General features: G+C 58.5%; 14 protein-coding genes. 10 read left to right on the top strand and 4 right to left on the bottom strand.

Annotated features, from left to right (window positions below; genetic code table 11):
- Positions 1-20: 20 nt before the first annotated feature.
- From ACFFK0_RS01095 to ACFFK0_RS01085, 3 genes are read right to left on the bottom strand one after another with little or no spacing between them, the layout of a single operon-like run.
- Positions 21-1226 carry a class-II aminoacyl-tRNA synthetase family protein gene (locus ACFFK0_RS01095; RefSeq protein ID WP_377467768.1) on the bottom strand — a complete coding sequence of 402 codons (1206 nt, stop codon included), beginning with the start codon at positions 1224-1226 and terminating at the stop codon, positions 21-23.
- A 9-nt stretch (positions 1227-1235) separates the two neighbouring features.
- The gene (locus ACFFK0_RS01090; protein ID WP_377467766.1) at positions 1236-1487 is read right to left on the bottom strand and encodes an acyl carrier protein; all 252 of its coding nucleotides are present in this window, start codon (positions 1485-1487) and stop codon (positions 1236-1238) included.
- A 16-nt stretch (positions 1488-1503) separates the two neighbouring features.
- Complete coding sequence (locus ACFFK0_RS01085; RefSeq protein WP_377467764.1) at positions 1504-5082, bottom strand: VCBS repeat-containing protein; 3579 nt, start codon at positions 5080-5082, stop codon at positions 1504-1506.
- Between the two features lie 330 nt (positions 5083-5412).
- On the opposite strand from ACFFK0_RS01085, the gene ACFFK0_RS01080 reads away from it, so the two are divergent.
- From ACFFK0_RS01080 to ACFFK0_RS01055, 6 genes are all read left to right on the top strand, one after another.
- On the top strand, positions 5413-5913 hold the full coding sequence (locus ACFFK0_RS01080; RefSeq protein ID WP_377467762.1) for a GNAT family N-acetyltransferase: 501 nt from the start codon (positions 5413-5415) through the stop codon (positions 5911-5913).
- Between the two features lie 25 nt (positions 5914-5938).
- Positions 5939-6607, top strand: coding sequence for a VC0807 family protein (locus ACFFK0_RS01075; protein WP_377467760.1), 669 nt, complete (start codon positions 5939-5941; stop codon positions 6605-6607).
- Positions 6608-6722: 115 nt separating this feature from the next.
- Positions 6723-7304, top strand: coding sequence for a TetR/AcrR family transcriptional regulator (locus ACFFK0_RS01070; protein WP_377467758.1), 582 nt, complete (start codon positions 6723-6725; stop codon positions 7302-7304).
- A 451-nt stretch (positions 7305-7755) separates the two neighbouring features.
- Positions 7756-8763 (top strand): sugar-binding protein, encoded by a 1008-nt coding sequence (locus ACFFK0_RS01065; protein WP_377467756.1) that lies wholly within the window; start codon positions 7756-7758, stop codon positions 8761-8763.
- A complete protein-coding gene (locus ACFFK0_RS01060) occupies positions 8760-10424 on the top strand; it encodes a sensor histidine kinase (protein WP_377467754.1) in 1665 nt (554 codons plus the stop codon). The genes ACFFK0_RS01065 and ACFFK0_RS01060 overlap by 4 nt, the downstream gene beginning before the upstream one ends.
- Positions 10424-11842, top strand: coding sequence for a response regulator transcription factor (locus tag ACFFK0_RS01055; RefSeq protein ID WP_377467752.1), 1419 nt, complete (start codon positions 10424-10426; stop codon positions 11840-11842). Before ACFFK0_RS01060 ends, ACFFK0_RS01055 begins: the two co-directional genes overlap by 1 nt.
- 133 nt (positions 11843-11975) lie before the next feature.
- On the opposite strand, the gene ACFFK0_RS01050 is transcribed toward ACFFK0_RS01055, so the two are convergent.
- Positions 11976-12854 carry a VOC family protein gene (locus tag ACFFK0_RS01050; RefSeq protein WP_377467751.1) on the bottom strand — a complete coding sequence of 293 codons (879 nt, stop codon included), beginning with the start codon at positions 12852-12854 and terminating at the stop codon, positions 11976-11978.
- Positions 12855-13087: 233 nt separating this feature from the next.
- Here ACFFK0_RS01050 and ACFFK0_RS01045 point away from each other — a divergent pair, with 233 nt between their 5' ends.
- From ACFFK0_RS01045 to ACFFK0_RS01030, 4 genes are all read left to right on the top strand, one after another.
- Complete coding sequence (locus ACFFK0_RS01045; protein WP_377467748.1) at positions 13088-13858, top strand: GTP cyclohydrolase II; 771 nt, start codon at positions 13088-13090, stop codon at positions 13856-13858.
- Entirely contained in the window at positions 13851-14954 is a 1104-nt protein-coding gene (gene ribD, locus ACFFK0_RS01040; RefSeq protein WP_377467746.1) for a bifunctional diaminohydroxyphosphoribosylaminopyrimidine deaminase/5-amino-6-(5-phosphoribosylamino)uracil reductase RibD, read from the top strand. Before ACFFK0_RS01045 ends, ribD begins: the two co-directional genes overlap by 8 nt.
- Positions 14951-15523, top strand: coding sequence for a 5' nucleotidase, NT5C type (locus tag ACFFK0_RS01035; protein ID WP_377467743.1), 573 nt, complete (start codon positions 14951-14953; stop codon positions 15521-15523). Before ribD ends, ACFFK0_RS01035 begins: the two co-directional genes overlap by 4 nt.
- A 413-nt stretch (positions 15524-15936) precedes the next feature.
- Complete coding sequence (locus ACFFK0_RS01030) at positions 15937-25044, top strand: fibronectin type III domain-containing protein (protein WP_377467741.1); 9108 nt, start codon at positions 15937-15939, stop codon at positions 25042-25044.
- The last annotated feature ends 89 nt before the right edge of the window (positions 25045-25133 follow it).

Genomic DNA, 25133 nt, shown 5'->3' with positions numbered 1-25133 from the left:
GGGCTGAGGCGGAGAGCCTTCTACAGCGCCTTCTCCTGCCAAGCCCGGTACTGCTCGCGGAACGCGCGCGGCCAAGCGGACTCGTCCAGGCCGTACTGCGCCAGGAACGCGAACGTCCAGCGCTCGATGCCGAAGCCGACGCAGCCGGTAACGGCGCTGCGCTTGCCGAGCTTGATGTTGAACGCATTGCCGAACGTCGTGCTGTGGAAGTTGACGGACGAGCAGGCGATCGATTTGTTGATATACGGAATCGTCAGCCGCAGCTCGTACTTCATTTCTTGCTGGCGCTGGAACGACGCCTTCACCTGAAAATCATTCGTAAAGAACGGATCGTTCGCCAGCTCGATCACCGAGTCCAGCTCCCATTCCGCGGCCAGCTCCTTCAAATACTCGATCGACTTCAGGCGGTTTTCCTTCACGAACTCCGGCTTGCCGACGAAAATAATCTCGCGCATGCTGAAGTCGAGCAGACGCCCGAAATCGGAGTGGTTCTTGCCCTCGAAGCGGTGGCACTTGGCGATCGCCGTCACGGTGATGCCGTCGCCCTCCAGCGTCTCGTCCTGCAGCCCTTCATAGCAGTGGTAGCATGTCGAAGGATTCATCGTAAAACGCGGCTTCGGCATGTTCACATCCAAGGACAGCGGGTCCTCCTGCTTCCAGCCGCCCGCCTCGCGGACGGACTGCGAGAACGCCTCGATTACGTCGAGGTCCTCGCGCAGGTGCGTCAGGAAGTGGATATGCTCGGGAAACGAGGTAAAATGGTTCGTCTTATTCAGCGTCTCCGCATGAATGACGGCCGGGTACTGCTCCTCGGTCAGCCCTTCGAACTTCTTGGCGATGCGGGTCACGAACGACCAGTCGAGGAATCGCATCAGGGACGAGAACGGCTCGCGGAAAATGAACAGGCCGGGCTCGAGCATTTTGATCGCCTTGCGGCGTACCAGCTCTGCCACAATGTCCTCGCGGTACGGCATCGGGCCGCTGTATTCGAACAAATTCGCTTCTTTGAAGCCGAAGTCGCCGCGCGAGAAGCGCTCGATCAGCCGCTCGACGCGCTCTTGGATCCGGCCGTTGCCGGCCGGGGAGCTGTGGACGATGCGGATGGCGTTATTTTCGAGAGTGATGGTGTCGATATGCTCGTCGGCGAACGCCGCGGCGTACTTCAGCTGGCCGTGCTGGCTCGGGTCGAGCCGCTCCAGGGAGATGACGCATTCCGTCGTAGTCATGGCGGTATTTTACCTCGCGATCTTGGATTGAACGAACGTGGCGATCTCGCGCACGGTATTCATCGGGTGCAGCATAAGGTCCTGCTGGGTGATGGTGATGCTGTACGTTTTCTCAATATGGGCGATCAGCGCCGTGGCGCCGATGGAATCGATGTAGCCGTAGTCGAACAAGTGCACGTCCGCGTCAAAATCATCGTCGTCCTCTTCGATCTCGTAGCGTTCGCGGATATGATCTTCCAGCTCATGAATGAGTTGTTCCATGGGAGTGAGCCTCCTATTAGTCTGTTGGCGTGGCGATGCGTAACGTGACCTTCTCGCCGTAATGCGTAACCGTGACCGTGCGGCCGTCGTCGTCGGTTTGAATGTCCAGCTTGGTGCCGGGGTCGAGCGGCTCTACGGTAATCGGCTTTGGGCTGCGCAGCTTGACCTGCTGCATGCCTTGGTCATTGAGGTCCAGTGTCCATGTGCCGTCGCCGCTTCGTCCGAAGCGTGTCGGCACGTTGGCGCGTACAAGGTGGAGCCGGTCCGGCATGGCGCGGACGCCGAGCGTGACCGGACGGTCCAGGCCGAGGTACAGCTTGTCCTGGTGCTCGGTGTAAATGTCGGTGTCGTCGGTACCGAGCTGGTAAAGCTGCAGCCGCTGGCCGCGTTCCACCGATACGCCGAGCGTGTCGCGGTATGCCCCTGCCTGAGCGGGCACTTGGCTGAAGTCCGGCTTCAGCTGCAGCGACAGGTGAGGCCCGTTCTGCGTGCCGAGCAGCATATCCTTCAGCTTGTCCTGCAGGAAGGCGGCCCACGAGCGCTCGACCTTGACCTGCGCAGTGAGCGCAGTCAGGAACGAGCGAGCCATTTGCGGTCCGCTGACGAAATTGTAGTCGTGAGCGGTGCGCAGCTTGTCGAAGTAGTCGGCAAACTGGCGCAGCCCCGCGATGTTGGCCGGGAAATACGGCTCGATATGCTCGAAGTAATTGATCGGCATGTCGAGCTTTACATAAGACTGAAAAATGTCCTCCGTCGAGCGGGCCGCATCCAGATACAGCGGCGGCGTCGGGGTATGCAGCAGCATCGGCGAGCCGAGCGGCTGCGAGCCCTGCGGCGGCTGCATGAGGAACGGCATGCCCCATATATATTCGTAGCCGACACGCGGATCGGAAGGCACGTGCGACGGCTTGAAGCCGAAGTTGAACCAGAGTCCTTCCGCCGCTTCGTTGCGAAGCGTCTGCTGCGGGTCGGGGTTATTGACGCGCCATGTATGCTGGTCGGTCCCCGTGTCGCCCCACTTCAGGCCGAGATTCTGGAACGCTGTTTTGTGCAGCGCGAATTCCTGCTTCTCGCCGGCGGAGCTCATAAAGTTATGAACGAACAGATGCGGATAAATTTCCAGCCCGTTTGTCTTGGCATATTGTATAAATTCGTCCAGCTGCTTGCGGTACGGGAACGACGGGTCGTCGATCGGCGTAGGGATCCCGAACTCGATCTGGCCGACGATGAGATCGTCCCGCCCGTCATGGTTCAGGTCGTACCAGACGGGAGCCGAATTGTGACCGCCGACCAGAGCCGGCGTGCCCATCTGGTTCAGCGTCTCGCCGGTCAGCGGGCCCTGCGCGGTGAAGCCCGGGATGCGCGAACCGGCTGCGGCGGATGCCGCTGTCCGTGAAGCAGCGGCTGCTCGCGCTGTCTCGGGTGCATGCGTGGGCTGCGTTCCCGCTGCCGGCGAAGCCGGTGACGCCGCGGCTGCAGGGGACGCTCCCGAGGCGGGAGCGTTCTGCAGAAAGACGAGGAGATCTCCCTCGTCGTTGCCCACGATCAGGTCCGCGAGGCCGTCGCCGTTCATGTCCCGAACGGCGGGAGCCGCGAAGCGGACCGGCAGCTGCAGCAGCGTGACGCCTGCGGCGTAGCGCTGCGCAGCGGGGTCGAGGCCGCGGAACAAGGTCACGCGGCCTTCGCCGTCCCCGACGACGAGGTCGGGGACGCCGTCCGCGTCGACGTCGCCGAAGGCGGGCGCAGCCGGCCCGGGCACCTGCACGGGCCGGCCCCCCGCCGTCAGCGGCGTCGGCGGCGCGAACCGGCCGCCCGCGCGCAGCGTCAGGGCGGCTACGCGGCCCTCGCCGTCGCCGACGAGCAGCGACGGCGGCGCTCCCGCGGCGCGGGCTGCGGCCAGCGCCGCATACGACGGCGCGCGGTACTCCGCCGCGCTGCCGTCCGCGCCTGCGAGCCGCAGCGGCTGCGGCTCGGCAAAGCGGTCCGGCGGCTGTACGCCCGCCGGTACCGCCGCACCGGCTGCAGCGCCGGGACCCGCGTTCGCGTACACGCTCACGGACCCGTCCGCGCTGCCGACAAGCAGGTCGTCGCGGCCGTCGCCGTCGACGTCCAGCAGCGCCGGCGACGCCCGGTACGGCAGCTCGATCTTGCCGGCGAGCTCCCGGTAGCCCGGGTAGCGGGCACCGGTAATGCGCCGTTCGGCGGCCTGGGCTCCGGCGGCGTTGTCGGCCCCAGCGCTATTACCGGCGGAACCTCCAGTCCCAGCACCAGAGCCAGCCCCAGCACCAGCCCCAGCCCCAGCACCAGCCCCAGCACCAATCCCAATCCCTGAGCCAGCCCCAGCCCCAGCAGCAATCCCACCGCCACCGGCAGTACCGCTGTTAGCCCCAGCCCCGCCGACGATGCCACCCCCGGCTCCTCCCGCCGTATACACCAGCGGCGTACCGCTGCCGTAAAACGACTGAGGCGTTTCCCCGCGGAACTTCGGCTGCTCGGACGTGCCTTCATTGAGCTGTACGGACACGGATTCCTTCCACAGCCCCCATTCGTACGTCGAACGAACGAGCGAATACGACGGAAGCTGCCGGTATTCCTTAAGAATCTCGGCCCACTGAATGCCGTTCAAGTCCCGAATCGCAGGCAGCGCTTCAAAATGGTTCTGATAAGCCATCGCCGGCCTGCCGTACGGGCCAAGCACCTTCTTCACCGTCAGACCGAGCTTGCGCTTCGAGACGAACGAGACGTATTCCGTCCGGTACTGCGCGCCCGCCGCAGCGAAAGCGAAGTGGAAGTACGGCTCCAGCGGCAGCTTGGACTTATCGAAATAAGCCGTCCCCTGAGCAGGCTTCGTCTTCGTTTCGTTATACCGCTTCTCCAAAGCGTTAAAGCCGGCCCCCGGATCCATCCCGCTGACGAGATCGTATCCGGTAATGAAATACCGGTTCGGCAGGAACGCGCTCGACAGCAGCACGCTGCCGCTGCCGTACGCATTCACCGTCACGACGGACAGACCGTTCAGCTCCACCATCGTCAGCGCCGTCGAAGGCTTCACGCCCGTTCCCCAAGCGAAGCCGGGCATATCGCTCATGGTCGTCCGCTTGAAGAAATTATCGCTGAACAGCCGGTAAACCTGCTGCATCGGCACCAGGTCGGCATCGACCGCCGGATAGCGGAACGCCGGCTTCTCGCCGGGGCTCGGCACCGGCACCAGCTGGCTTGCGCCCAGCAGCTCGAGCGGAACGTCGGCGGCGAAAATATTTTCGAGAAACAGGTGTCCGCCCTGCCGTACATACCCGCTTAGCCGCTCCGCGCCCGGCAAGCCTTGCGCCGTATGCAGCCCGGGGTCGAGGTAGACGGCATCGTAGCGCCGCAGCTCGCGATCGCTCAGGCGGCTCCAATCGCGCCGTTCGACATCGAGATTCGCTACCAGCGACTGCCGAAGCTGCTCGTAAGCCGAAGGGTCGTAAGCGCCGCCTGCGGTCGCGTAGAGCAGCCGGACGCGCTCCTCCTTGTGCAGCGTGAATAGCGCGATCAGCACGACGGCCGCGATCAGAACCGCATACAGCGGCGTCCGCCGGCTGAATAATGTCGACAATCGCAAAAGGAATCCCTCATTGGCATAAGTATCATCTTGGGTATAACCATATCCTCGTCATTATAGCATTATCGGGCGTTATTGTTAACTTTGCCGAATGCAGGCGGACCGGCAGGGAACGTGGAAAATAGTGTCGATTTTAAAAAATATCACTGATTCGCCATTTCGGCCGTTGACATACCGACCGACGGTCTGTATTATGGAGATATAAGACCGACGGTCGGTATGTACGATTGGGTCGATATCGCGTAAAGCTCAGTAAATTGGCTTATATGTTACGGGGGAACGCGCGGTTGAAAGACGGCGAAACCAAAGGAGCGTGAGGACTAATTGAACATCGTTTCCGCATCGAACCATCAGATCGGCGTAATCATGCGGCTGTTTAGGTCCGTTACCCGTCATCTAAGGAAGAAGGGGGTTTACCAATGGGACTTGTTTTATCCGAACCGGTGGGTCGTCTCTAAGGATGTCAAGAACAAGCAGATGTATGTTGCGATGCGAGATCAATTGTGTGTGGGCGCTGTCGTTATTAATGAAGAACAGAGCGCTCAGTATGACAGCCTTCCGTGGCAGGAAGGAGGCGGCCGTCCGGCCGTCATTCATCGGCTGGCCGTCCATCCGGAGCATCAGGGGCAAGGAATCGGCAAGCAGCTTCTGTATTTTGCCGAGGAGCAGGCAAGGGCGCAAGGCTGCACCAGCATCCGATTGGACGCTTATACCGCAAATCCGGCTGCCCTTCAGATGTATGAGCGAGCGGGCTACTCCAAAGTAGGGCTGATCCGGTATCCGTTTCGCAAAGAACCTTATCAATGCTATGAAAAAAAACTGTAAACGATGAATGGAGGACTTGATTCTCATGATCCCAACGACACAGGCAAGCGCAGCGACCAGAAAAAGCATTGTGCTCGGCATCCTTATGACGCTGTTGATTAACGGGGCTTTACCGCTTCTTGTCTACGAGCTGCTGCGCTCGCATATGAGCAGCATCCATGCATTGACCATTGCAACGATCATTCCGCTGTTCGATAATTTGTACAGTCTCATCAAGCGCCGGAAGCTGGATGTGTTCGCTGTGTTCATGCTCATCAGCTTCGCCCTCGGTCTGCTCATGGTCACGCTAGGCGGTAATGAGCAGCTTCTCCTGGTGCGGGAGTCATTAGTTACCGCGATTATGGGACTTATTTTTCTAATCTCCCTGTTGTTTCCGCGGCCGCTGATTTTCTACTTTGCTATGCGGTTCACGGTTGGCAGCGATCCGGAGCGGGCAGCAGCCTTTTCTTCCCGATGGAAATACCCGTATTTTCGCTTTGTGTTGCGGCTCATTACGGCCGTGTGGGGAATCTCGCTGTTAGGTGAAGCGATCGTGCGCACGATTCTTGTGTACCGGCTCACGGTTTCCGAGTTCCTTGCGGTATCCAACTTTGTGATGTACGGCTTCATCGGCTTCGCTATCGTCTGGACCATCTACTATCGGCGGCATTCTCAAAACAAATTGAAACAGATGATCGATAAAACAGAATCTTAAAGCAAGTTCTGAAGCCAGCAAACATGCAGTTCCGTTTTTGTAAACCGGGGGTCGGTATGGTAGAGTAGGGGTACTTCCGAATGAACGATAATCTTACAGGAAATGGTGATGGGCTATGACAACCAGAAACACGACGTTTCATACCATCATGGACGCTACAGAGAAGCTGATTAAGGAGAAGGGCTGCAGGCAAACGACGCTCCAGGATATCATTCGTGAGACGGGTTTGTCCAAAGGCGCCATCTACCACTATGTATCGAGCAAAGACGAATTGCTGGGGCTGATATTGAAGTCCCGTATCGAACAGATAAACGAGCGGTTCACGGAAGTTGTCAATGACCCCCGGAGATCTGGACTGGGCGATCCCCTGCAGCTGATTGCGGAGGGTATGGTGCAGTCCTCCAATCATCAGAATGTGACCAACTTGATCTTTATTTATCTACTGGGGCAGATGGATAATCCGAAGGTTGCGGAAATCGTGCAGGAAGTGTACGGCTATACGATGCAGACCTGTACAAGATGGATTGAAATCGGCAAGCTGCATGGGGTCATACCGGCCGAAGTCGAGAGCGGCATAACCGCGGAGATGTTCGCTGTGATTTTGTACGGGCTGCGGGTCGGCAGTACGATTACGCAAAAGCCGAGTCCGTTTACGTCCGAGGATCTGGCGGCTTTTATGAGGCGGTCGCTGAGTTAGTGGGGACTTTAAAAGTGATTTGTATGCTAGGTAAAGTACCCGTCCAATCGCGGTAGTGTGGGCTTGATGTTCCGGTCCAGGCTGCCGCGGTTTTTTTGTATTTCTTCTCCATCAGCCTGAGCTTTAACGAATCCGACAGTGGCGGGGCGGTGGATGCATGTGCCATTGTCCACTATTTGAAAGACAAATCCATGACAAGTGTCCACGTACAGGAGACAGGCCAGGCTCAGGCGCTATTAATTGACCCGAGCATCATCGATAACGACGGCAATGAGTGACGTGTCTCTCCGGAATGGACATTATGGTCCGATATCTTTTTCAAAAAGTGGACAATCTTAGAGGTGAAAACATGGCCGGCTCATTAGCAGGCACAATCCAAGCATCCCCCCCCCTTGACCGGGGATATATAATATTCATGTATGTAAACGCAACCAATGAGGAGGGATGACGCATGAACGACCGCAGAGGGACGATGGCGCTTAGTGCGCTCGGTTTGCTGTTTCTGTTCCTGCTCGGGCAGTTTGGCTATTCCTACCTGAAAATATCCGAAATCGTCAGCGAGCTGGCCGACGCCGGACAGCAAAGCAAAGCGTACCGCCACCACGTCGTCCTGATCTCGCAGGAGCTCGACAACCCGTTCTGGCGCACGATTGGCAAGGCGGCGGAAGAAGCGGCGAAGGATTATAATATGGAGCTTGAGTATGTCGGTCCGTTCCGGCTGAATCCGATGGAACAGACGAAGCTGCTGGACAAGATGATTGCCTCCCGCGTGGACGGCATTCTCGTTCAGGGCGTCGATACGGATGAATATAAGCGTCTCATTAACAAGGCGATCGAACGGCATATCCCGGTGATCACCGTCGATACGGATTCGCCGGACAGCAGCCGCCTTACTTATGTAGGTACGGACAACCGGGCTTCGGGACATAAGCTGGGCGAAGTCGTGATCGAGTCGCTGCGGAAGGAGCCGGGCGCCGCAATGCGCAACCGGATCGGCGTCATTATCGGCAGCGCGGAAGCGGCGAATCAGCAGCAGCGGCTTGAAGGGTTCAAGGCTGCCGTGGGTGCGGAGCCGTATATGCCGATTGCGGGCGTAGCGGTGTCCAACATTTCGCGCATCCAGGCGGCGCAGGCGGCGGAGAGTCTGCTGCGGGAGCATCCGGACATTAACGTGATGGTCGGGTTGAGCGCGCTAGATGCGGTCGGTATTTTGCAGGCGGTAAAGGTTCTCGGGATGCAGGACCGGGTCCGGATCTTCGGCTTCGACGATCTGGAGGAGACGAAGGCGGCCATCGCGAAGGGGGAAATCGTCGCGACCGTCATTCAGAAGCCCGAAGAGATGGGGCGGGAGGCGGTGCGGCAGCTGCACGCTTACTTTGGGAGCGGAGAGCTGGCGCCGTATCATTTTACCTCCCACGAAGTGTTGGACCGCTCCAACGTAGGGGTGATGGAGCCGTGAGCATTCGGACGAAGCTGTTTGCGTTTCTGCTGACGCTCGTTGTGCTGATGAATCTCGTCACGTATTTCATTTACCAGAGCTCGCGCACGATTCAGGTCAGCTATACGCTGATGATGGAGCGGATCCTGCTGTATAAGCAGGTGGCCAATTTTACCGAGGATAACTTACGGCTGCTCAGCAACTACCTGGTTGATCAAAATACGGCCGCCTATGCGGCGTTCTTCGACCGCAAGCAGGAGCTGGAGCGGCTGCGCAAGCAGCTTGAGGAGCAGATTCGGACCGAGCAGCGAGCGGCGGCGGCGAAAAATTTCCACAACATGGTGACGACGTTCCTCGAGGCGGAGGAAGCGGTGATCGGGATCATGTACCGTACGGAAAAGAGCAGCTATTCCTTGCAGTACGAGGAAGCGGAACGGACGGCGGGGTATATTCAGGAGGAAAACCAGCGGCTCGTGGACCGCGAGCTGAGCTTCTATGAGCCGCTGTACCGGCGCATGCTCGTGTATACGAACCGGACGAATCTGCTGGGGCTCGGGCTGCTTGCGGTCGATGTGCTGCTGTGCGTCGTGTTCGCGCGGTGGCTGGGGCGTTCGATTACGAAGCCGATCGCCCAGCTCGTTCATGTGGCGGTGCAGATCGCCAAGGGCAATCTGGACGTGAAGCCGCCGGCTACGCAGACGGGGGATGAGATCGGGATTTTGACGCGGTCGTTCCGGCATATGCTGTCGTCGCTCCAGGAGCTGCTGGCGCAGAAGCAGGAGATGGCGGAGAAGGACCGGCTGGTGAAGGAGCTGGAAATTAAGGCGCTGCAGTCGCAGATTCATCCGCATTTTTTGTTCAATACGCTGAATGTCGTATCGAAGCTGGCGCTGCTGGAGGGGGCGGACCGGACGAGCGATTTGACGGTGTCGGTGTCGAACCTGCTCCGGTACAATCTGCGCAAGCTGGATACGCCGGTGACGCTGCGGGATGAGGTGGAGCATGCGCGGGAGTATTTTGCGATTCAGCAGGCGCGGTTTCGCGACCGGGTGGTGTTCGAGACGGACATTGAGGAGGCGGCGCTGGATTTGCCGATTCCGTGCTTGACGCTGCAGCCGATTCTGGAAAATGCTTTCGTCCACGGCATCGAGCGCATGGAGTCGGGGGCCCGGATCGGCCTGCGCATACGCCGCGAGGACGGATGGGTCATCATTGCGGTGTCCGACAACGGCGCCGGGATGAGCGACGAGACGCGGGAGCGGCTGCTGGCGGTGAAGTCGGGCTTTGCCGAGGAGGCGCAGGCGGTTGCGAACGGCGGGGGGGCCGGGAGCGGAACGAATGGCGGAACTGGCGCAAACGGTGGTAGCGGCGAGAATGGCGTGAACGGCGGGAGTCGCGGTAGTGGCGTAAGCGGGGGGAACGGCCGGAGTGGCGGTGGTGGCTTAACCGCAAGCCGTTCCGCAGAGGCGCCTGCGGGCGGTGCGCCGGAAGCTGCGCGGCAGAAGGCCAAAAACGACGGCTCGCGCGGGCAGTCGACGGGGCTTGGGACGCGGAATGTGTACCGGCGGCTGCAGCTGTTTTACGGCATGGACGATTTGGTTTCGATCGAGAGTGCGCCGGGGAGCGGGACGACGGTTACGATTCGGGCGCCTTGGAAGCTTGATGAGGGGAGGGGGACGTAATGGTGTATCGGCTGTTGATTGCCGACGACGAGGCTTTGGAGCGGGAAGGCTTGGAGTTTATTGTGGAGCGGATGATGCCGGGCATGTTCCAGATTATGCATGCGGAGAACGGGCGGCTGGCGATCCAGCGGGCGGAGCAGTTCCGTCCGCATATTGTCTTGATGGATATTAAGATGCCGGGGATCGAAGGTCTCGAGGCGCTGCGTCAGATGAAGGAGAAGCAGCCCGAGCTCAAGATGGTGCTGGTTACGGCGTACGATTTCTTCTCGTACGCCCAGCAGGCCGTGTCGCTCGGGGTCAAGGAGTACTTGCTGAAGCCGGCGAAGCGGGATCAGGTCGTGGCGGTGCTGCAGCGGCTGGTCCGCGAGCTGGAGCAGGAGGGCGAGCGGCGGGACGAGGAGCTGCGGCGCGAGGAGAAGCTCCTGCAGCTGCTGCCCCTTGCGGAGAGCGAGCTGGCGGTGCTGCTCATGTCCGGCGGGGTCGTGGAGACGGAGCTGGAGCGCATCGCCGAGCTGGTCGAGCTGGAGGCGGCCGACGGCGCGGCCTTCGCCGTACTGGCGGATGCCGGCGCCGACGCCCGGCGGCTTGCGCTGCTGCTGCGGCGCTGGGCGAATGCCGCGCGGCTGCGCTGCCTCGTGAGCCCGGTCGTCGGGGGTCACGCGGCGGTGTTCGTGCTCGGCGGCGGGGCGAGCACGGGCGGGGCTGCCGCCGACGATGGCGGCGGCGGGTTTGGCGGCGGCCGGGGCGCCGCCGCCGTTAGCGCGGGCGCGCTGCAGCCGGAGGAGCTGGCGCAGCGCGCGAGCGCGTTCCTCGCCGAGCAGCTCGGCGTGGCGGTACGAGCCGCCGCCGGGCCCGTCCAGGCAGGGCTGGACGGGCTGCGGCGCTCGTACCGCGCGGCCGCCGCGGGGCTCGGCGTGAGCCTCGGCGCCGCAGGCGAACCGGTGCCGCCCCTTGGCGCGGAGGGGCGGGGTGGCGGAGACGGCGGCGGCTCGGGAGCCGCCGTCCGGGCCGGAGGCGGCACCGGGGGCGCCGGTACCGCGGGCGCGGCGGGCGCTGCCGGTGCGGGTGCCGCCGAGCCGACGGGCCACGCCGCCGGCGCGGTGGAGCGGGCCAAGGCGTGGATCGCCGAGCACTATCGTGAGGAGCTGTCGATGGAGCAGGCGGCGGAGTATGTGAGCTTGAGCCCGTTTTACTTCTCGAAGCTGTTTAAACAGCATGTCGGGGAGACGTTCATCGACTACGTCACCCGCCTGCGCATCAACCGGGCCAAGGAGCTGATCGCCGGAGACCCCGAGCTCAGCCTGAAGGAAATTTGCTTTGAGGTCGGGTATCACGACCCGAATTATTTCAGCCGCGTCTTCAAGAAGGTTACGGGCATGTCGCCGACGGATTTCCGGGCGGACCTGCAGCAGCGGTAAGTAAACAAACCCATGAAGCTCAACCGGCCTCATGGGTTTGATTTTGTTACGGGACCTGCCGTTTAACGATGTTTCGCATCGCTAAAGCGCCAGCAGCCGCCGTGACCAACCGCCGTAACGATGTTTTACATCGCTAACGCAGCCGACGCCCCTCATTACCCCTCTCCGCGAGCAATCGAATACGATTGCCGGACGGGTCGGCGGTCGTTAGGGCGCCGTCTTCCTGCCAGGCGTCCGCGCCGATAGCGGTCAAGCTCGCTGCGGCCCGCGACAGGGCTTCTTCATTCGGGTACACGAGCGTGAACGACGCAAGTCCGACGCTATGCTTCGGCGGCTGGGGCGCCCCCACGCCGTTCCATGTATTTAATCCGATATGGTGATGATAGTTGCCGGTCGATATGAACAAAGCTTGACTGCCGAACCGGGCCACAACGTCGAATCCCAATCCCTTAATGTAAAACTCCTCGGTCCTCCGCAGCTCGGACACATGTAGATGAATGTGCCCCATGACCGTCCCGGCCGGCAAGCCGTCCCAAGGCTGCTGCCCTCCGGCGGTGAGGAGGTCCTGGAAGTTGAGAGGGTCGACCGCCATCGCCACTTCGCTATCTCTCCACGCCCACTCCGAAGGGTCTCGGTCCCGGTACACTTCAATCCCGTTCCCGTCCGGATCGGAGAGATACAAAGCTTCGCTCACCAAGTGATCCGAAGCGCCGAGCTGCACGCCGTTCTCCGCAAAATGACGCACGATCCGAGCCAAATCCGCCCGCGACGGCAGCAGAAGCGCAAAATGATACAGCCCTGTCGTTCTCCCTGCCTTAGGCACGGCGTCCTCCGGCACTTCGATCGACAGCAGCGCTTTCTTGCCGTCGGCGGTCAGCTGGGCGCTGCTATCGGTTCGGTTCAATACCCGGAATCCGATCACCTCTTGGTAAAACGCCAGCGACCGCTCTAAGCTTTGCACCTTCAGACTCACTTGGCCGACATATGTCCAAGGCTCACGATGGAAATTCATCCGGCCGACCCTCCTTGTTATTTTCGCTGTCGATGATTATAATTACTTTTTGTAAGTTAATTATATTATTCTACCCGATTTCGTCAAGGTAAGCGGCACGTTTTTACACAATCGCAAAGAATATTCAGGTTATTTGGTATGGACAAATTTTACATAGAATGGCATCATTGACACAAACTAATCTTAAAGCATTTGTCGGACATTTTACTCGGTTCATCAAAGGAGACGTTCCTATGCCAGCTGTCAAACATTTCGATCCTAAAGTCATTTCTCTATTATCTGAAAAAATCCAACGGATCCCTTCCGATCAGGGAAAATCCATTTATCTTGTCGGCCCGATTAAGCTGCCGGTCAACCTGTATGGGGAAACGGTGGAATTTAAGTGGTACTGCTGGCTCAATTGCCGCGAGGAGACGGATGACGTCGAACGCATCGTCGCCAAATTATCCGACATCAATTTAGCCGAAATGCAGCAATCGAGCGTGCTCGTTCACGGCGATTTTGCGAACGCCGAGCGTGCCTTAATCCGGTTCCATTCGATCTGTCATACCGGGGATATTTTCGGCAGCAAGCGGTGCGATTGCGGCTACCAGCTCAAGCAGTCGATGAAGCATATTGTCGAGCACGGGCATGGCGCGTTATTTTACTTGGCCAACCACGAAGGCAGAGGCATCGGCCTCTTCAGCAAAGCGATGGCTTATATTTTGCAGGAAAACGGCTACGATACCGTGGATGCGAATCTTCAGCTCGGTTTTGTCGACGATTCCCGCGATTACGGCGATGCGATCAAGGTGCTGGAGGCGCTGCGGACCAAGCCGGTGACGCTGATTACGAACAATCCGAAAAAATTGGACGCGCTCACCAATGCGGGTCTGGACGTGGAAGATCGGGTACAGCTGTGGGGTGACGTATCCGAGTACAATGAGAAGTATTTGAAGACCAAGGTCGAACGGTCCGGACATATGGGTGAAGAAGAAGAAGAAGGATGCTGCAACAATGACTAACCACGAATTTTATATGAAGCTGGCTTTGCAGAATGCGGCTGCCATGAAAGGGCAGACGGACCCGAACCCGCTCGTCGGTTCCGTCATTGTGAACGATAACCGGATCGTAGGTGTCGGGGTACATATGAAGGCAGGCGAGCCCCATGCCGAAATTCATGCGATTCGCATGGCCGGGGAGCACTCCCGCGGGGCGACCATCTATGTGACGCTCGAGCCTTGCTCCCATTACGGTAGAACAGGCCCATGCGCCGTAGCCATCGTTGAAGCCGGGATCAAGCGGGTAGTCATTGCCACGCTGGATCCTAACCCGTTAGTATCGGGCAGAGGGGTGCGCATCCTGGAGGAGGCGGGCATCGAGGTCATCGTCGGCGTATGTGAAGAAGAGTCCCGGAAGATGAATGAAGTGTTCAACAAGTTTATCGTTCGGAAGACGCCGTTCGTCACGTTGAAATCAGCCGTCACGATGGACGGGAAGATTGCCAGCTATACTTCGAACAGCAAATGGATTACGTCCGAAACGGCCCGCGAAGACGTCCATCTGCTGCGCAATCAGAATGCGGCGATCCTTGTCGGCGTCGGAACCGTGCTCCATGACGATCCTCAGCTGACGACCCGATTGCCGAACGGCCGGAATCCGGTGCGCGTTATTTTGGATTCCACGTTACGGCTCCCTCTGGAGGCAAGAGTGGTAACGGATGGCGAGGCACCGACCTGGGTGTTTACGACACCGTCCCATGATCCCGATAAGAGAAAGGCGCTGGAGGCTGCAGGGGTCAAAATCTTTGTCACAGAGCGCACAGGCAGGGTCGACCCGTCCGAAGTCGTTAAGCTTTTAGGCGAGCAGCTGATCTCCTCCTTGCTGATTGAAGGCGGCAGCGAAATTAACGGCTCGTTCTTTGAACAAAAGCTCGTCGACAAGGTGATTGTTTACGTCGCTCCCAAACTGATCGGCGGCCGGAATGCGCCGACGTTCCTGGCGGGGACCGGCCTGGAGAAAATGAGCGAAGCCGTAGAGCTCTCCGACGTCAGCGTGCAGACGCTCGGCAAAGATTTTAAGTTTGTCGGGTACCCGGTATATCCAGAGGGACCGCGATGAAATTCGGATTCGATATCGATGACACGCTGATCAACCTGCGGGGCTATGCGTTTGAGCTGTATAAGAGGAAATTGGGAGTGGACCTGGGAGACGAGGTGCTCCAGTCGTTGGCGTCGGTTGAAATCCATGAGCCGTTCGGTCTTACGCGGGAGCAGGGCAAAGAGATGTGGAACAGTCTGAGGGAAGACATCTATTTCACGAGTTGCCCCCCGTTTCCGTTCGCCGTGGAAGTGCTGCAGGAGCTGGCGGAGCAAGGACACGAGGTGTATTACATCACGGCCAGAGCGAAGGAATACTGCGCCCGTACGCTGGAGTGGCTCCGGCAAAACGGCTTCCCCGTGCGCGGTGAACATTTTTATTGCGGTATGGAGGATACGGAGAAGGTTCATATTATCGAGCGGCTTGGATTGGATTATTATTTTGACGATAAACCTGCTGTGCTGAACACGCTGTCCGGTCTGCAGCTTGCCGTGTATGCGAAGGATAACCCCTACAATAAGCATCTGGAAATTCCGCGGATTACGTCTTGGCATGAATTAAGGGAAATCGTGCGCGCTCATGAAAAATAAAGCCGCCGACGCCGGGAGGCTGCTGCCGGCAGGGCTGGGGCAGAACGCGGTGCCGATATGATAGAAGAAATGGATGGTTGTTTGTTTGCACCTTGACCTTGCGGTCAGGGTGTTTTTATTTTGGAAGGGAAAAACGGAGTTATGTCCGTCAAAGTCCATCTAGTCAAAAGGTTATGCCGGCCGTTGACGTTCAGGATATAGTCATTCCGCGCTGTTTTCCATCGCCTTGAATCGGCCGTCTTATTAGGACTAAGCAATCATTCACGATCAACTCGCCATGACGAATCACGGCTCGACTTCATTACGGGTCACCGCAAGATTTGCGCATTCAGTCTCTATTCCCGATCTGATCTCCCTACGATAATTAGGGTGGGATACATTTTGTTGCAAAGTTGCAGATCGAGGAGGCTTATATGAAATCCCGTTGGATGCGCAGACCATGGTCCGTTATGTTTACATTGTTATTGCTGCTGCAGACAGCTGCAGTTCCGCCTGCCGCCATCGCAGAAGAGCTGCCGGCAGTTTCCCAGCCTTCCCCGAATCCTACCGGTGAAGTGCTGCCGAGCTGGGCGAAGGCGGAGATTGAGGAGCTGCTGCACAAGCAAATTATTGAGCCCGCTTCAGGGAATCCGGCGTTTGAGCCGAATCGGCCGCTGACCCGCGGCGATGCCTCGCTATGGCTGCTTCGCCTGGCGGAAGCGGCGGAGAAGGGCGATGTGAAGCTGAACGCCCCGGCATTTACCGATCTTGCAGACGAGCCCCGCAAAGCGGAGATGGAGCAGGCCGCCCGGCTGGGGCTGATCGAAGGCTATGAGGACGGCACGCTCCGGCCCGGCCGGACGGTAACGCGGGCTGAGCTCGCCGTGATGATGCAGCGTGTGCTTGCATTGGACGCTGCTGGTTCCGGGCAGTCCGGTTTCACGGACGGCGCCCGGATTCCAGCTTGGGCGCTATCCGCCGTCGAGGCGATGAATAGGGCGGGAATTATTCAAGGCTATGAGGATAACGCCTACCGGCCTGACAATCAGGTCACTCGCGCCGAGGCGGCGGTCATGCTGCACAGGTCCTTGAAGAAGATCGATGAGCGGAAGCCGGGTTCCCCCGAACCAAAGGAAGGGATACTGAGCATCGCCGCGAGTACGCCGGATGGAAAGCCGCTGGCAGGCGCTTCTGTGCAAATCCATGCTAAAGGCAAGCGCGGCTACGTCGCAGCGGGCGTAACCGGTGCTGACGGACGGTATGAGGCGAAGCTGCCCTATGGAGCTTATGACATGAACATCGTCGGTGACGGCGTTGTCGCGTATCAGCAAACGGTTTTCGGCAAAAACAGCAATACGGTTGCAATCAGGACGACGCAAGCTGCCATTGTAACGGGGAAAGTTACCGGCAATGGCGGGCAAGTTGAGCCGGGTGTAATTGTGACGCTGACGACGAATCCGACCTTCTACGCTGTGAGCGGGCTTGACGGGACGTTCAAGGCCCACGTTCTGCCCGAGCGTGAGTATAAGCTGACGATGGTCGACTTGGATCTGGATGGCGCCGACGCGGCGAAGCTGGAGGAAGAGCGGGTTCAAGCCGCGCTGGACTTCTTGGATGGGGCCGGAACGGGCAACAACAGCAACAGCAGCAACAGCAGCAACAGCAGCAACAGCAGCAACACCACCACCAACAAGGCTCCAACTCGACCATCCTGTTCCTGCCGCATCATCGATCTGAAAGAAACCGTGCAAGCACCCGCAGCGGGACGATCGAAGGAAATCGGGGAGTTGTCCATGCTGGACGGCAAGGTCTACACGCCGAGCGGCGGCGGAGGGGGCGGGGGTGGCTCTCAAGGTCCGGGAGATGTGACGCCACCGGCGATCCCGGCCGGCCTTCAGGCAGCAGCGGGGGACCGGCAAGCGACTCTCGCTTGGACGGCCAACAGCGACGCCGACCTGGCCGGATACAAGGTTTACGTATCCGAAGACCGGGGAGCGACGTGGCGAACCGCAGTCAGTGTTGGCAAGGTGACGGCGTACACGCTGCAGCAGCTGACGAACGGCGTCAGCTATAGCATTGCGATAACGGCTTACGACAACTACGGCAACGAATCGGCTCGTTCCGCTCCGGTCGCCGTGACACCGTCCCCCGAACCGGATCGGACGCCTCCGGGGATCCCAACCGGCCTGACCGCAGCTCCCGGCGACAGAGAAGTCGAGCTGAGCTGGAGCGCTGTGCCTGACCACGACTTGGGAGGGTATAAAATTTATCTCTCCACAGACAATGGCACGACATGGAGTTTAGCGGCAGACGCAATATTGGAGACAACGTACAAGATCGCGAATTTGATCAACAATACCGAATACGCCTTCGCGGTGTCCGCTTACGATACATCCGGCAACGAGTCGGCCCGTTCGACGCCGACGACGGCACAGCCGACGCTGCCTGTGCCGCCAATGCCGCAAGGGTTCATCGCCACTCCCGGCGACGGCCAGGTTCTGCTTACCTGGCAGCCCAACGGGGATGCCTATACTCAGGGTTACTCGGTTATCGCCATGTCGGCGGACGACGAAGGACAGTCCTACTATGAAGTCCGTGACGCCGGAACCGATACGTCTTTGACATGGACCGGTTTGACGAACAATACGGCTTACGCCTTCCTGCTGTCCGCTTACAACCGGAACAAAGCCGAATCCGGCCAAGCAAGGGTGACGGCAACGCCGCAGAACGGCACAGAGCCCGATACGACGCCGCCGGCCGTTCCCACGGGCCTTACCGGTACGCTGACCGGCAATCAGGCGAACTTGAATTGGCAGGCCAACCAGGAAACCGACCTCGGCGGATACAAAATCTACGTATCCATCGAAGGCGGCTTTGGCTGGATCGAATACGCCGACGTCACGCCGCAGACCACATCGGTTTCGTACCCTGATCTCAACTACGAAACGACGTACAATTTTGCGGTAACAGCCTATGACGTCAGGAGCAATGAATCGGCCAAATCGAATATCGTGCAGCTGACGCCGCATGAGGAGCCGGATACCCAGCCTCCTGCCGCACCGACCGGACTTGCCGCGACGCCGGGAGATGCCAGGGTGCAGCTAAGCTGGAGCTATAACACGGAAGCGGATGTGGCGAGCTACAAGGTTTACATGTCTACGGATAACGGTGCAGCCTGGAACGGGGGGACCTCGGCAGGCAATGCCAACGCATACCTGGTCACCGGCCTGACGAACCTGCAAACCTATACCTTCACCGTCACAGCCATCGACAACGCCGGCAATGAATCCGCGAAGTCGGCGCCGGTACATGCAAAGCCGGGGAACGGAGACGTGACGCCGCCAAGTACGCCGGCGGGACTCACTGGAGGCGCCGTTGACGGCACTGCGGCCCTTACCTGGACTCCTAACTCGGAAGCGGATCTGGGCGGATACAAGGTGTACGCGTCTACAGACGGCGGAGCCACCTGGAATGCGGGTCTGGATGTGAAGTCGCTGAGCACGCGTCAAATCACAGGCCTGACGGACGGCACAAGCTATACGTTCGCCGTCGCCGCATACGACACGAATGGCAACGAATCGGCCAAATCCACCGGCATTACGCTTACGCCGCAGAAGCAGGCGATTCCGGAAGATCCGGCAGCCTCGGCAACGCCGATTCCGCTGACGAGTCCAACAAAGTTCGGCGAGCAGATCGAATTCCTGTACAACGGTCCTCAAGCCGTGCAGCAAGGCGTTATTCCCGGAACTATTCAGCCGGCCATAGCCTCCGTTCTGAAAGGGACCGTATCCGATGCCGCCGGCCAGCCTCTCGCCGGTGTCAAGATTACGATCCTCAACCATCCGGAATATGGCCAAACGTTAAGCCGTTCGGATGGAGCCTATGATTTCGTCGTAAACGGGACGGGGATGCATACCGTTCAGTTCGGCAAAGAGGGTTACATGACCGTGCAGCGCTTCGCTGCGGCCGTTCACGAACAATATACACAGGTCGAGGATGTGGTGCTGAAAGCCTATGATGCGAAGGTGACGGTGCTGAATTTGACGAACGCAACGGACATCCAGATCGCTCAAGGTACGCCGGTCACCGATGAGGAGGGCACGCGCACTTCCACGGTGCTGGTACCGGCAGGCACGACTGCGACGATGAAGCTGCCTGACGGTACGGTGAAGCCGCTGTCCGAGATTCATTTTCGCTCGACGGAGTATACGGTTGGAACAAGGGGCATGCAGGCGATGCCGGGCGAGCTTCCGCCGAACGTCGGCTACACGTACGCCGTAGAATTATCGGCTGACGAAGCCGTTGCGGCGGGGGCGGAGGAAGTCACGTTTAGTAAACCGTTGTACCACTATGTGGATAACTTCCTGGAGTTTCCGGTCGGTGTGAAGGTGCCGAATGCGTATTACGATCGAAAGGCCGGCCGATGGGTCCCTGCGCTAGACGGTATCATTATCGGTATTGTGAACGTGGACGGAGGTGCTGCGCAGATCGATACCGACGGTGACGGCGCTGCCGACGACTCATCGAAGCTGTCCAAATACGAGATTACGGACGAAGAGCGGCAGAAGCTGGCCGGCTTATACACGGCCGGGCAAAGCGTATGGCGGGTGCCTATTCCGCATTTTACCCCGTGGGATCATAACTGGCCGTACGGACCGCCGCCTGATGCAGTCAATCCGCCGCGTGAAGAGCCGCGTGAGCTGACGCTGGAAGAGGCGTGCGAGCAGCTCGGTTCCATTATCGGTTGTTTGGACCAATCGCTCGGAGAAGAAATCCCGGTAGCGGGTACTCCTTACAAGCTGAGGTATCAAAGCGACCGTACCGAAGGGTATCTCGCCAAATCTACGGTGCAAGTGCCGGTTACCGGACCGTCTGCGCTGCCGGGGACGTTGAAGGCCATTACGGTCCGGGTAGAGCTTGCCGGCAAGGTCATCACGAAGACGATGCCGAAAGCCCCGAATCAAACGTTCACGTTCAATTGGGACGGTATGGACGGATACGGCCGCAAGCATGTTGGAGAATTCCCATATCGAATCACGGTCTCTTATCATTACGGTCTGGTCTACTACGCTTCGCAATCCCAATTCCAATCCAGCTGGAACCGGATATCTGCCGGATATATGATCGGGACGGGGCAGCCCCGGGAGTTAACCTCTGATATCGTTCTCCCGCAGGTATACGAAGGCTTCCTCAGAAGCCCCGTTAATCCTTATGAGGAAAGCGGCGTGGCGGGATGGAGCATCAGCTCGCACAATTGGTTCGACAGCGAATCGATGACGCTGCAAACCGGCGACGGCGAGGCTCTGAAGAAGGACAACGGCCTGTACGGCCCGATTCAGCCGCAGGGTGGCCAGGGGCAGTATGTTACGAACCCCGACGTCTATGCCTTCGCGGGCAATAGCTCTTACTTCATTCTCAATAAATTCGAGAATAATCAGGTGCTTCGGAACGAGCTCTATGTTGTACAGGTCACTGCGGACAAAACTTCGCGGAAGATCGCAACGTTCAAAACGCCGAATGGCCAAACACCGGAACACCTCGTCGTCGGTACGGACGGCACCTTGTATCTTGCATTTTCAGGGTACGGGATTTGGAAGAAAGGAACCGCCGATGCGGATTGGACTTGTTTGATCCCCGGAGGTGTAGGCCCGGATGTCATCCCGGACGGCACGAAGGCGGCGGACACCAAGATCAATAATACACTGAACCTCAGCGTGGACCGGGAAGGAAATCTGTATTTCGACGCCAGGGGAGGCTCAACCTTTAGTCAGTATGTTTACTACAGGCTTGATACGAGCGGATATATCAATAAAGACATTCATCGCGAGTACAACGTCCCCGGCGGGCCCGACAGCGGTCCGGCTACCCCGGCGAATCTCGTCAACAGCAATCTGATCAGCAGTCCGAACGGAATCCTTTACGCCATAGACGGAGTATGGGATAACTTGGGCGCCAAGACCCGCATTCGGAGAATCACAGAGGACGGCAAGCTGGAGCTGGTTGCCGGCAGCATCGACCGCACTACGGTGGAAGGTGCCCTGGCAGACGGCAAGAGCGCCAAGAAGGCGCGGTTCTATTCGGATGAGAAGTCGGTATTTATCGATGATTATGAGAATATTTATGTGTTCGTCATGAGGTATGAAGAGAAGCGGGGCTATGTTTACAAAATCTCTTCGGACGGCGTGGCTCACTACATCGATAATACGGAAGCTCTGGAATACGTAAGGAAAAACGGGTTCGACATGGACTATCTCAAGTTGGTAGGAATTGGGACGAACGGACAGCTGGTTTTCCGTGCGAAGAAAGAGATTTATCCGCGGTATGGAGGGCAATTCATTCAAGTTGTCGCCGGCGGCGTGAAGGCAGATATTCCGGCAGATGACGGAGTCACCTCCACCCGAATCGACCGGAAGACGGGACGCCACACCGAAACCGTCCATGCGATCACCGGTGCGGTTCTCGAGCAATTTGGCCACGATGACGCAGGTCGTCTGACCAGCATCGCCGATACGAACGGCAACGTGACGACGATCGAGCGCGATGCGCTAGGCTTGCCGACGGCAATCGTAGCTTCGGGCGGGCAGAGAACCGTGCTTACCGTCGACGATGATCGTCAGCTAAGGGCAGTGGTCGGACCGGGTAACGTACGGTACGACATGACCTATGATGACAAAGGCTTGCTCAAGACGTTCACCGATCCGAATCGGCAGCAGTCCGAGTATAAGTACGATGCAGAGGGACTGTTGATCGAAGCGAAGAACGCCGCCGGCGGCGTGAAGACGCTGGAGCGGCAGGAGCTGAGCGACGGCATGTCCGTGACATTCACGGATGCGGAAGGCCTCAAGACCATCTATGAGACGCGTAAAATCGAATCCGATACCATACTGACGATCACTTATCCCGGCGGCGCCAAGTCGATGGTGACCCGCAAAGCGGACGGTTCCAAGGAAATCGTCTATGCCGACGGCAGCAAAGCGGTTCAGAAGCTCGGAAGCGATCCTCAATTCGGCATGGATGCCCCGGTGCTTAGCGAAATGAAGATAACGACACCGGACGGACGCACGGTTGATTACAAAGAAATGCGTACCATCGAAAAGGATGCCGAGGGCAAACTGAAGAAGCTGACACTGTCCACCACCGCCAATGGAGCGACCTCAAGCATCAAGTACGATGCGGCTGCCGGCACCTATACGGAAACGACCGCCGAAGGCTATGTCAAGGTGTCTTATCTGGATGCCAAAGGGCGCATTTACCGCGAGGAATACCCGGGACAGTCGATTGAGCCGCTAAACTATACCTTCGATGAACGCGGAAGACTGAAAACGGTCCAGCAAGGGGCTCACTCTTTGACCTATACGTACAATACGTTGAATCAGCGGGTTAAAGAAACCGATGAAGCGGGAAATGAGAAGGAGTACGGCTACGATGACGCCGGACTTGTTGCCTGGATTAAGCAGCCGGACGGACAGATTTACCGCAAGGAATACGACGGCAACGGCAAGCTGAAGAAGCTGACGATGCCGGACGGTACCGTATATAACCAAAACTTTTCGAAACTGAATCAATTCGAAAGCTTCGATCAAGAAGGACGCTCGCCTTGGGTTACGCACGAGCATAATTCGGCGGGAGTGCTGAGCCGCTCGACTCTCGCAAGCGGGCGAGTGCTGCAATACGGTTATGAGGACGGGGGCGCGAAACGGATCAGTTCCATGAATGACAATGACCTGCTGCGCACGTTCAGCTATGAGGACGTGACGGATCGGGTAAGTCAGATCGTGGCGGAGCAGGCCGGCCAGCCGTCGCTCCGGCAGTCGACAGAGTTCAAATATTCCGGTACCGAGGTTCGTCAAATGAAGATGCAGGGCGCCGTCAATGCAACCTTTGACTATACCTTCGATACTGCCAGAAACATTACGAATATCACCAATATCCGTACGACTGTTACCGGCGAGGTGTATGGACAGACGACAACCGTTACGCAGGACACCGCGCTCGGCTGGGACCGCGATGAGCAGCTGACCAGGTTCGGCCCGTTCCAGTTCGTCCGCAAGCCTACGGGACTGGTCGAGTCCGTTACGGACGGGAAATTCACGATTTCGAATCAATACGATGAGGCAGGCAAAATCAAGCGCCGCGAGTATTTGTGGAACGGCCAGCTCCGCTCGAGCAGCGACTACACGGTCAATGGCCGCGGCCTTCTGCAAGATGAAACGGTAACGGTAGTTGGGGGCGGGGCGCAGCTGACACATTACGAGTACGATAAGAACGGCCAACTGAAGTCTGCGGCTTCCAGCGGAATCGACGGTACATTCAGCGAGAGTTATGAATATGACGACAACAAGAACCGCAAGTCCTCGCAGGTGAACGGATCCGCTCCGGTTGCGAGCAGCTACGACGCTCAAGGCAATCTGCAATCGGTAGGCGGGACGGAGTACGTGTTCGATGCCGATGGCTTCCTGCAGAAGAGGGGCGGCAATACGTTCCGTTACGGCATCAAGGGTGAGCTGCTCTCGGCAACAGTAACGGAAAGCGCGTACGGTACGGATGCACCCGGCATGTACAGCTATGCCTACGACGCCCTTGGACGCAGGACGGCTAAAGTGGACAGTAACGGGAAATCGGAAAAATATTTATACGGGCATCCGGACTTCACGAACCTAATCACGGCTTCTATTGACACAAATGGTGTAGTAACGAACTACTACTACAACGACGAAGGTCTGCTTCTCGGCTTCGACCGCGGCGGAGCGCGCTATTATACGGTGACCGATTCGGTCGGCACGCCGAGAGAGGTGCTGGACGGGAACGGCAATGTGATGAAGAAGCTGCGCTACGACAGCTTCGGCAAGCTGCTCAGCGATTCCAACCCTGACTTCGCTCTCTTGATCGGCTATGCAGGGGGACTGGAGGACCGGGCGACCGGACTCGTGCGCTTCGGCGCCAGAGACTACGACCCGTTGTCAGGCAGGTGGACGGCGCGCGACCCGATTCTCCTGGACAGCGGGGAGCCGAATGTCTACGTGTACGTAGGCAACAACCCGGTCAATCTGCGCGACCCGTGCGGCTTGTTCTGTATCGGTGCATCGGCCTATGAAGGGCTCGGCCTCGGAGCCAAAGTATGTATCGATAAAGAAGGGGTATCCGCATGCGGGGAGGCAGGCGTCGGTGTCGGCGGCGGTCTGGAGATTGACCCGTTCGAGGCTATAGCCGAGGGCGGGATTACCACTGAAGCGGCATTGAAAGTGCAGTACGGTCCGATCAAGGGCGAGCTCGGCGCTAAATATTTCAAAGCCTGGGACCCGTGCGCACCGGGCGAAGGCAAGCCGATTGCCAAGCTCGGTGCAGGCCCGTTCCAAGCGGATGTGACGGATCTGTCGAAATCGGCGCTAAAGACGAAGTTCTCGGATTTGGATAAATTGTTGGAATCGACGAAAGGAAAGGACATGGACGGCCTGAAGAAAACGATAGCGGGCTTGTTCAAGCCTTCCGTCAAGCTGGAAGCGGCGGCGAAGATTAAAATATGCGGTGCTCATAAATTCTAATTTCAGGGCTGTCCCGAGTCATCCAATATGGCTTGGGCAGCTTCTTTTCGTTATGCGTCTTTTGCCCCGTGAAAAGAATACCTGCGGAC

The organism is Paenibacillus chartarius (genome assembly GCF_042432825.1).
GTDB classification, from domain to species: domain Bacteria; phylum Bacillota; class Bacilli; order Paenibacillales; family NBRC-103111; genus Gordoniibacillus; species Gordoniibacillus chartarius.
The sequence above is the reverse complement of the archived record's forward strand: the minus strand, read 5'-3'. Positions and strand labels throughout refer to the sequence as shown.

Coding starts and splice junctions, on each gene's coding strand:
- ACFFK0_RS01095 (WP_377467768.1), bottom strand. CDS start 1,226: ATGACTACGACGGAATGCGTCATCTCCCTGGAGCGGCTCGACCCGAGC.
- ACFFK0_RS01090 (WP_377467766.1), bottom strand. CDS start 1,487: ATGGAACAACTCATTCATGAGCTGGAAGATCATATCCGCGAACGCTAC.
- ACFFK0_RS01075 (WP_377467760.1), top strand. CDS start 5,939: ATGATCCCAACGACACAGGCAAGCGCAGCGACCAGAAAAAGCATTGTG.
- ACFFK0_RS01070 (WP_377467758.1), top strand. CDS start 6,723: ATGACAACCAGAAACACGACGTTTCATACCATCATGGACGCTACAGAG.
- ACFFK0_RS01065 (WP_377467756.1), top strand. CDS start 7,756: ATGAACGACCGCAGAGGGACGATGGCGCTTAGTGCGCTCGGTTTGCTG.
- ACFFK0_RS01055 (WP_377467752.1), top strand. CDS start 10,424: ATGGTGTATCGGCTGTTGATTGCCGACGACGAGGCTTTGGAGCGGGAA.
- ACFFK0_RS01050 (WP_377467751.1), bottom strand. CDS start 12,854: ATGAATTTCCATCGTGAGCCTTGGACATATGTCGGCCAAGTGAGTCTG.
- ACFFK0_RS01045 (WP_377467748.1), top strand. CDS start 13,088: ATGCCAGCTGTCAAACATTTCGATCCTAAAGTCATTTCTCTATTATCT.
- ribD (WP_377467746.1), top strand. CDS start 13,851: ATGACTAACCACGAATTTTATATGAAGCTGGCTTTGCAGAATGCGGCT.
- ACFFK0_RS01035 (WP_377467743.1), top strand. CDS start 14,951: ATGAAATTCGGATTCGATATCGATGACACGCTGATCAACCTGCGGGGC.
- ACFFK0_RS01030 (WP_377467741.1), top strand. CDS start 15,937: ATGAAATCCCGTTGGATGCGCAGACCATGGTCCGTTATGTTTACATTG.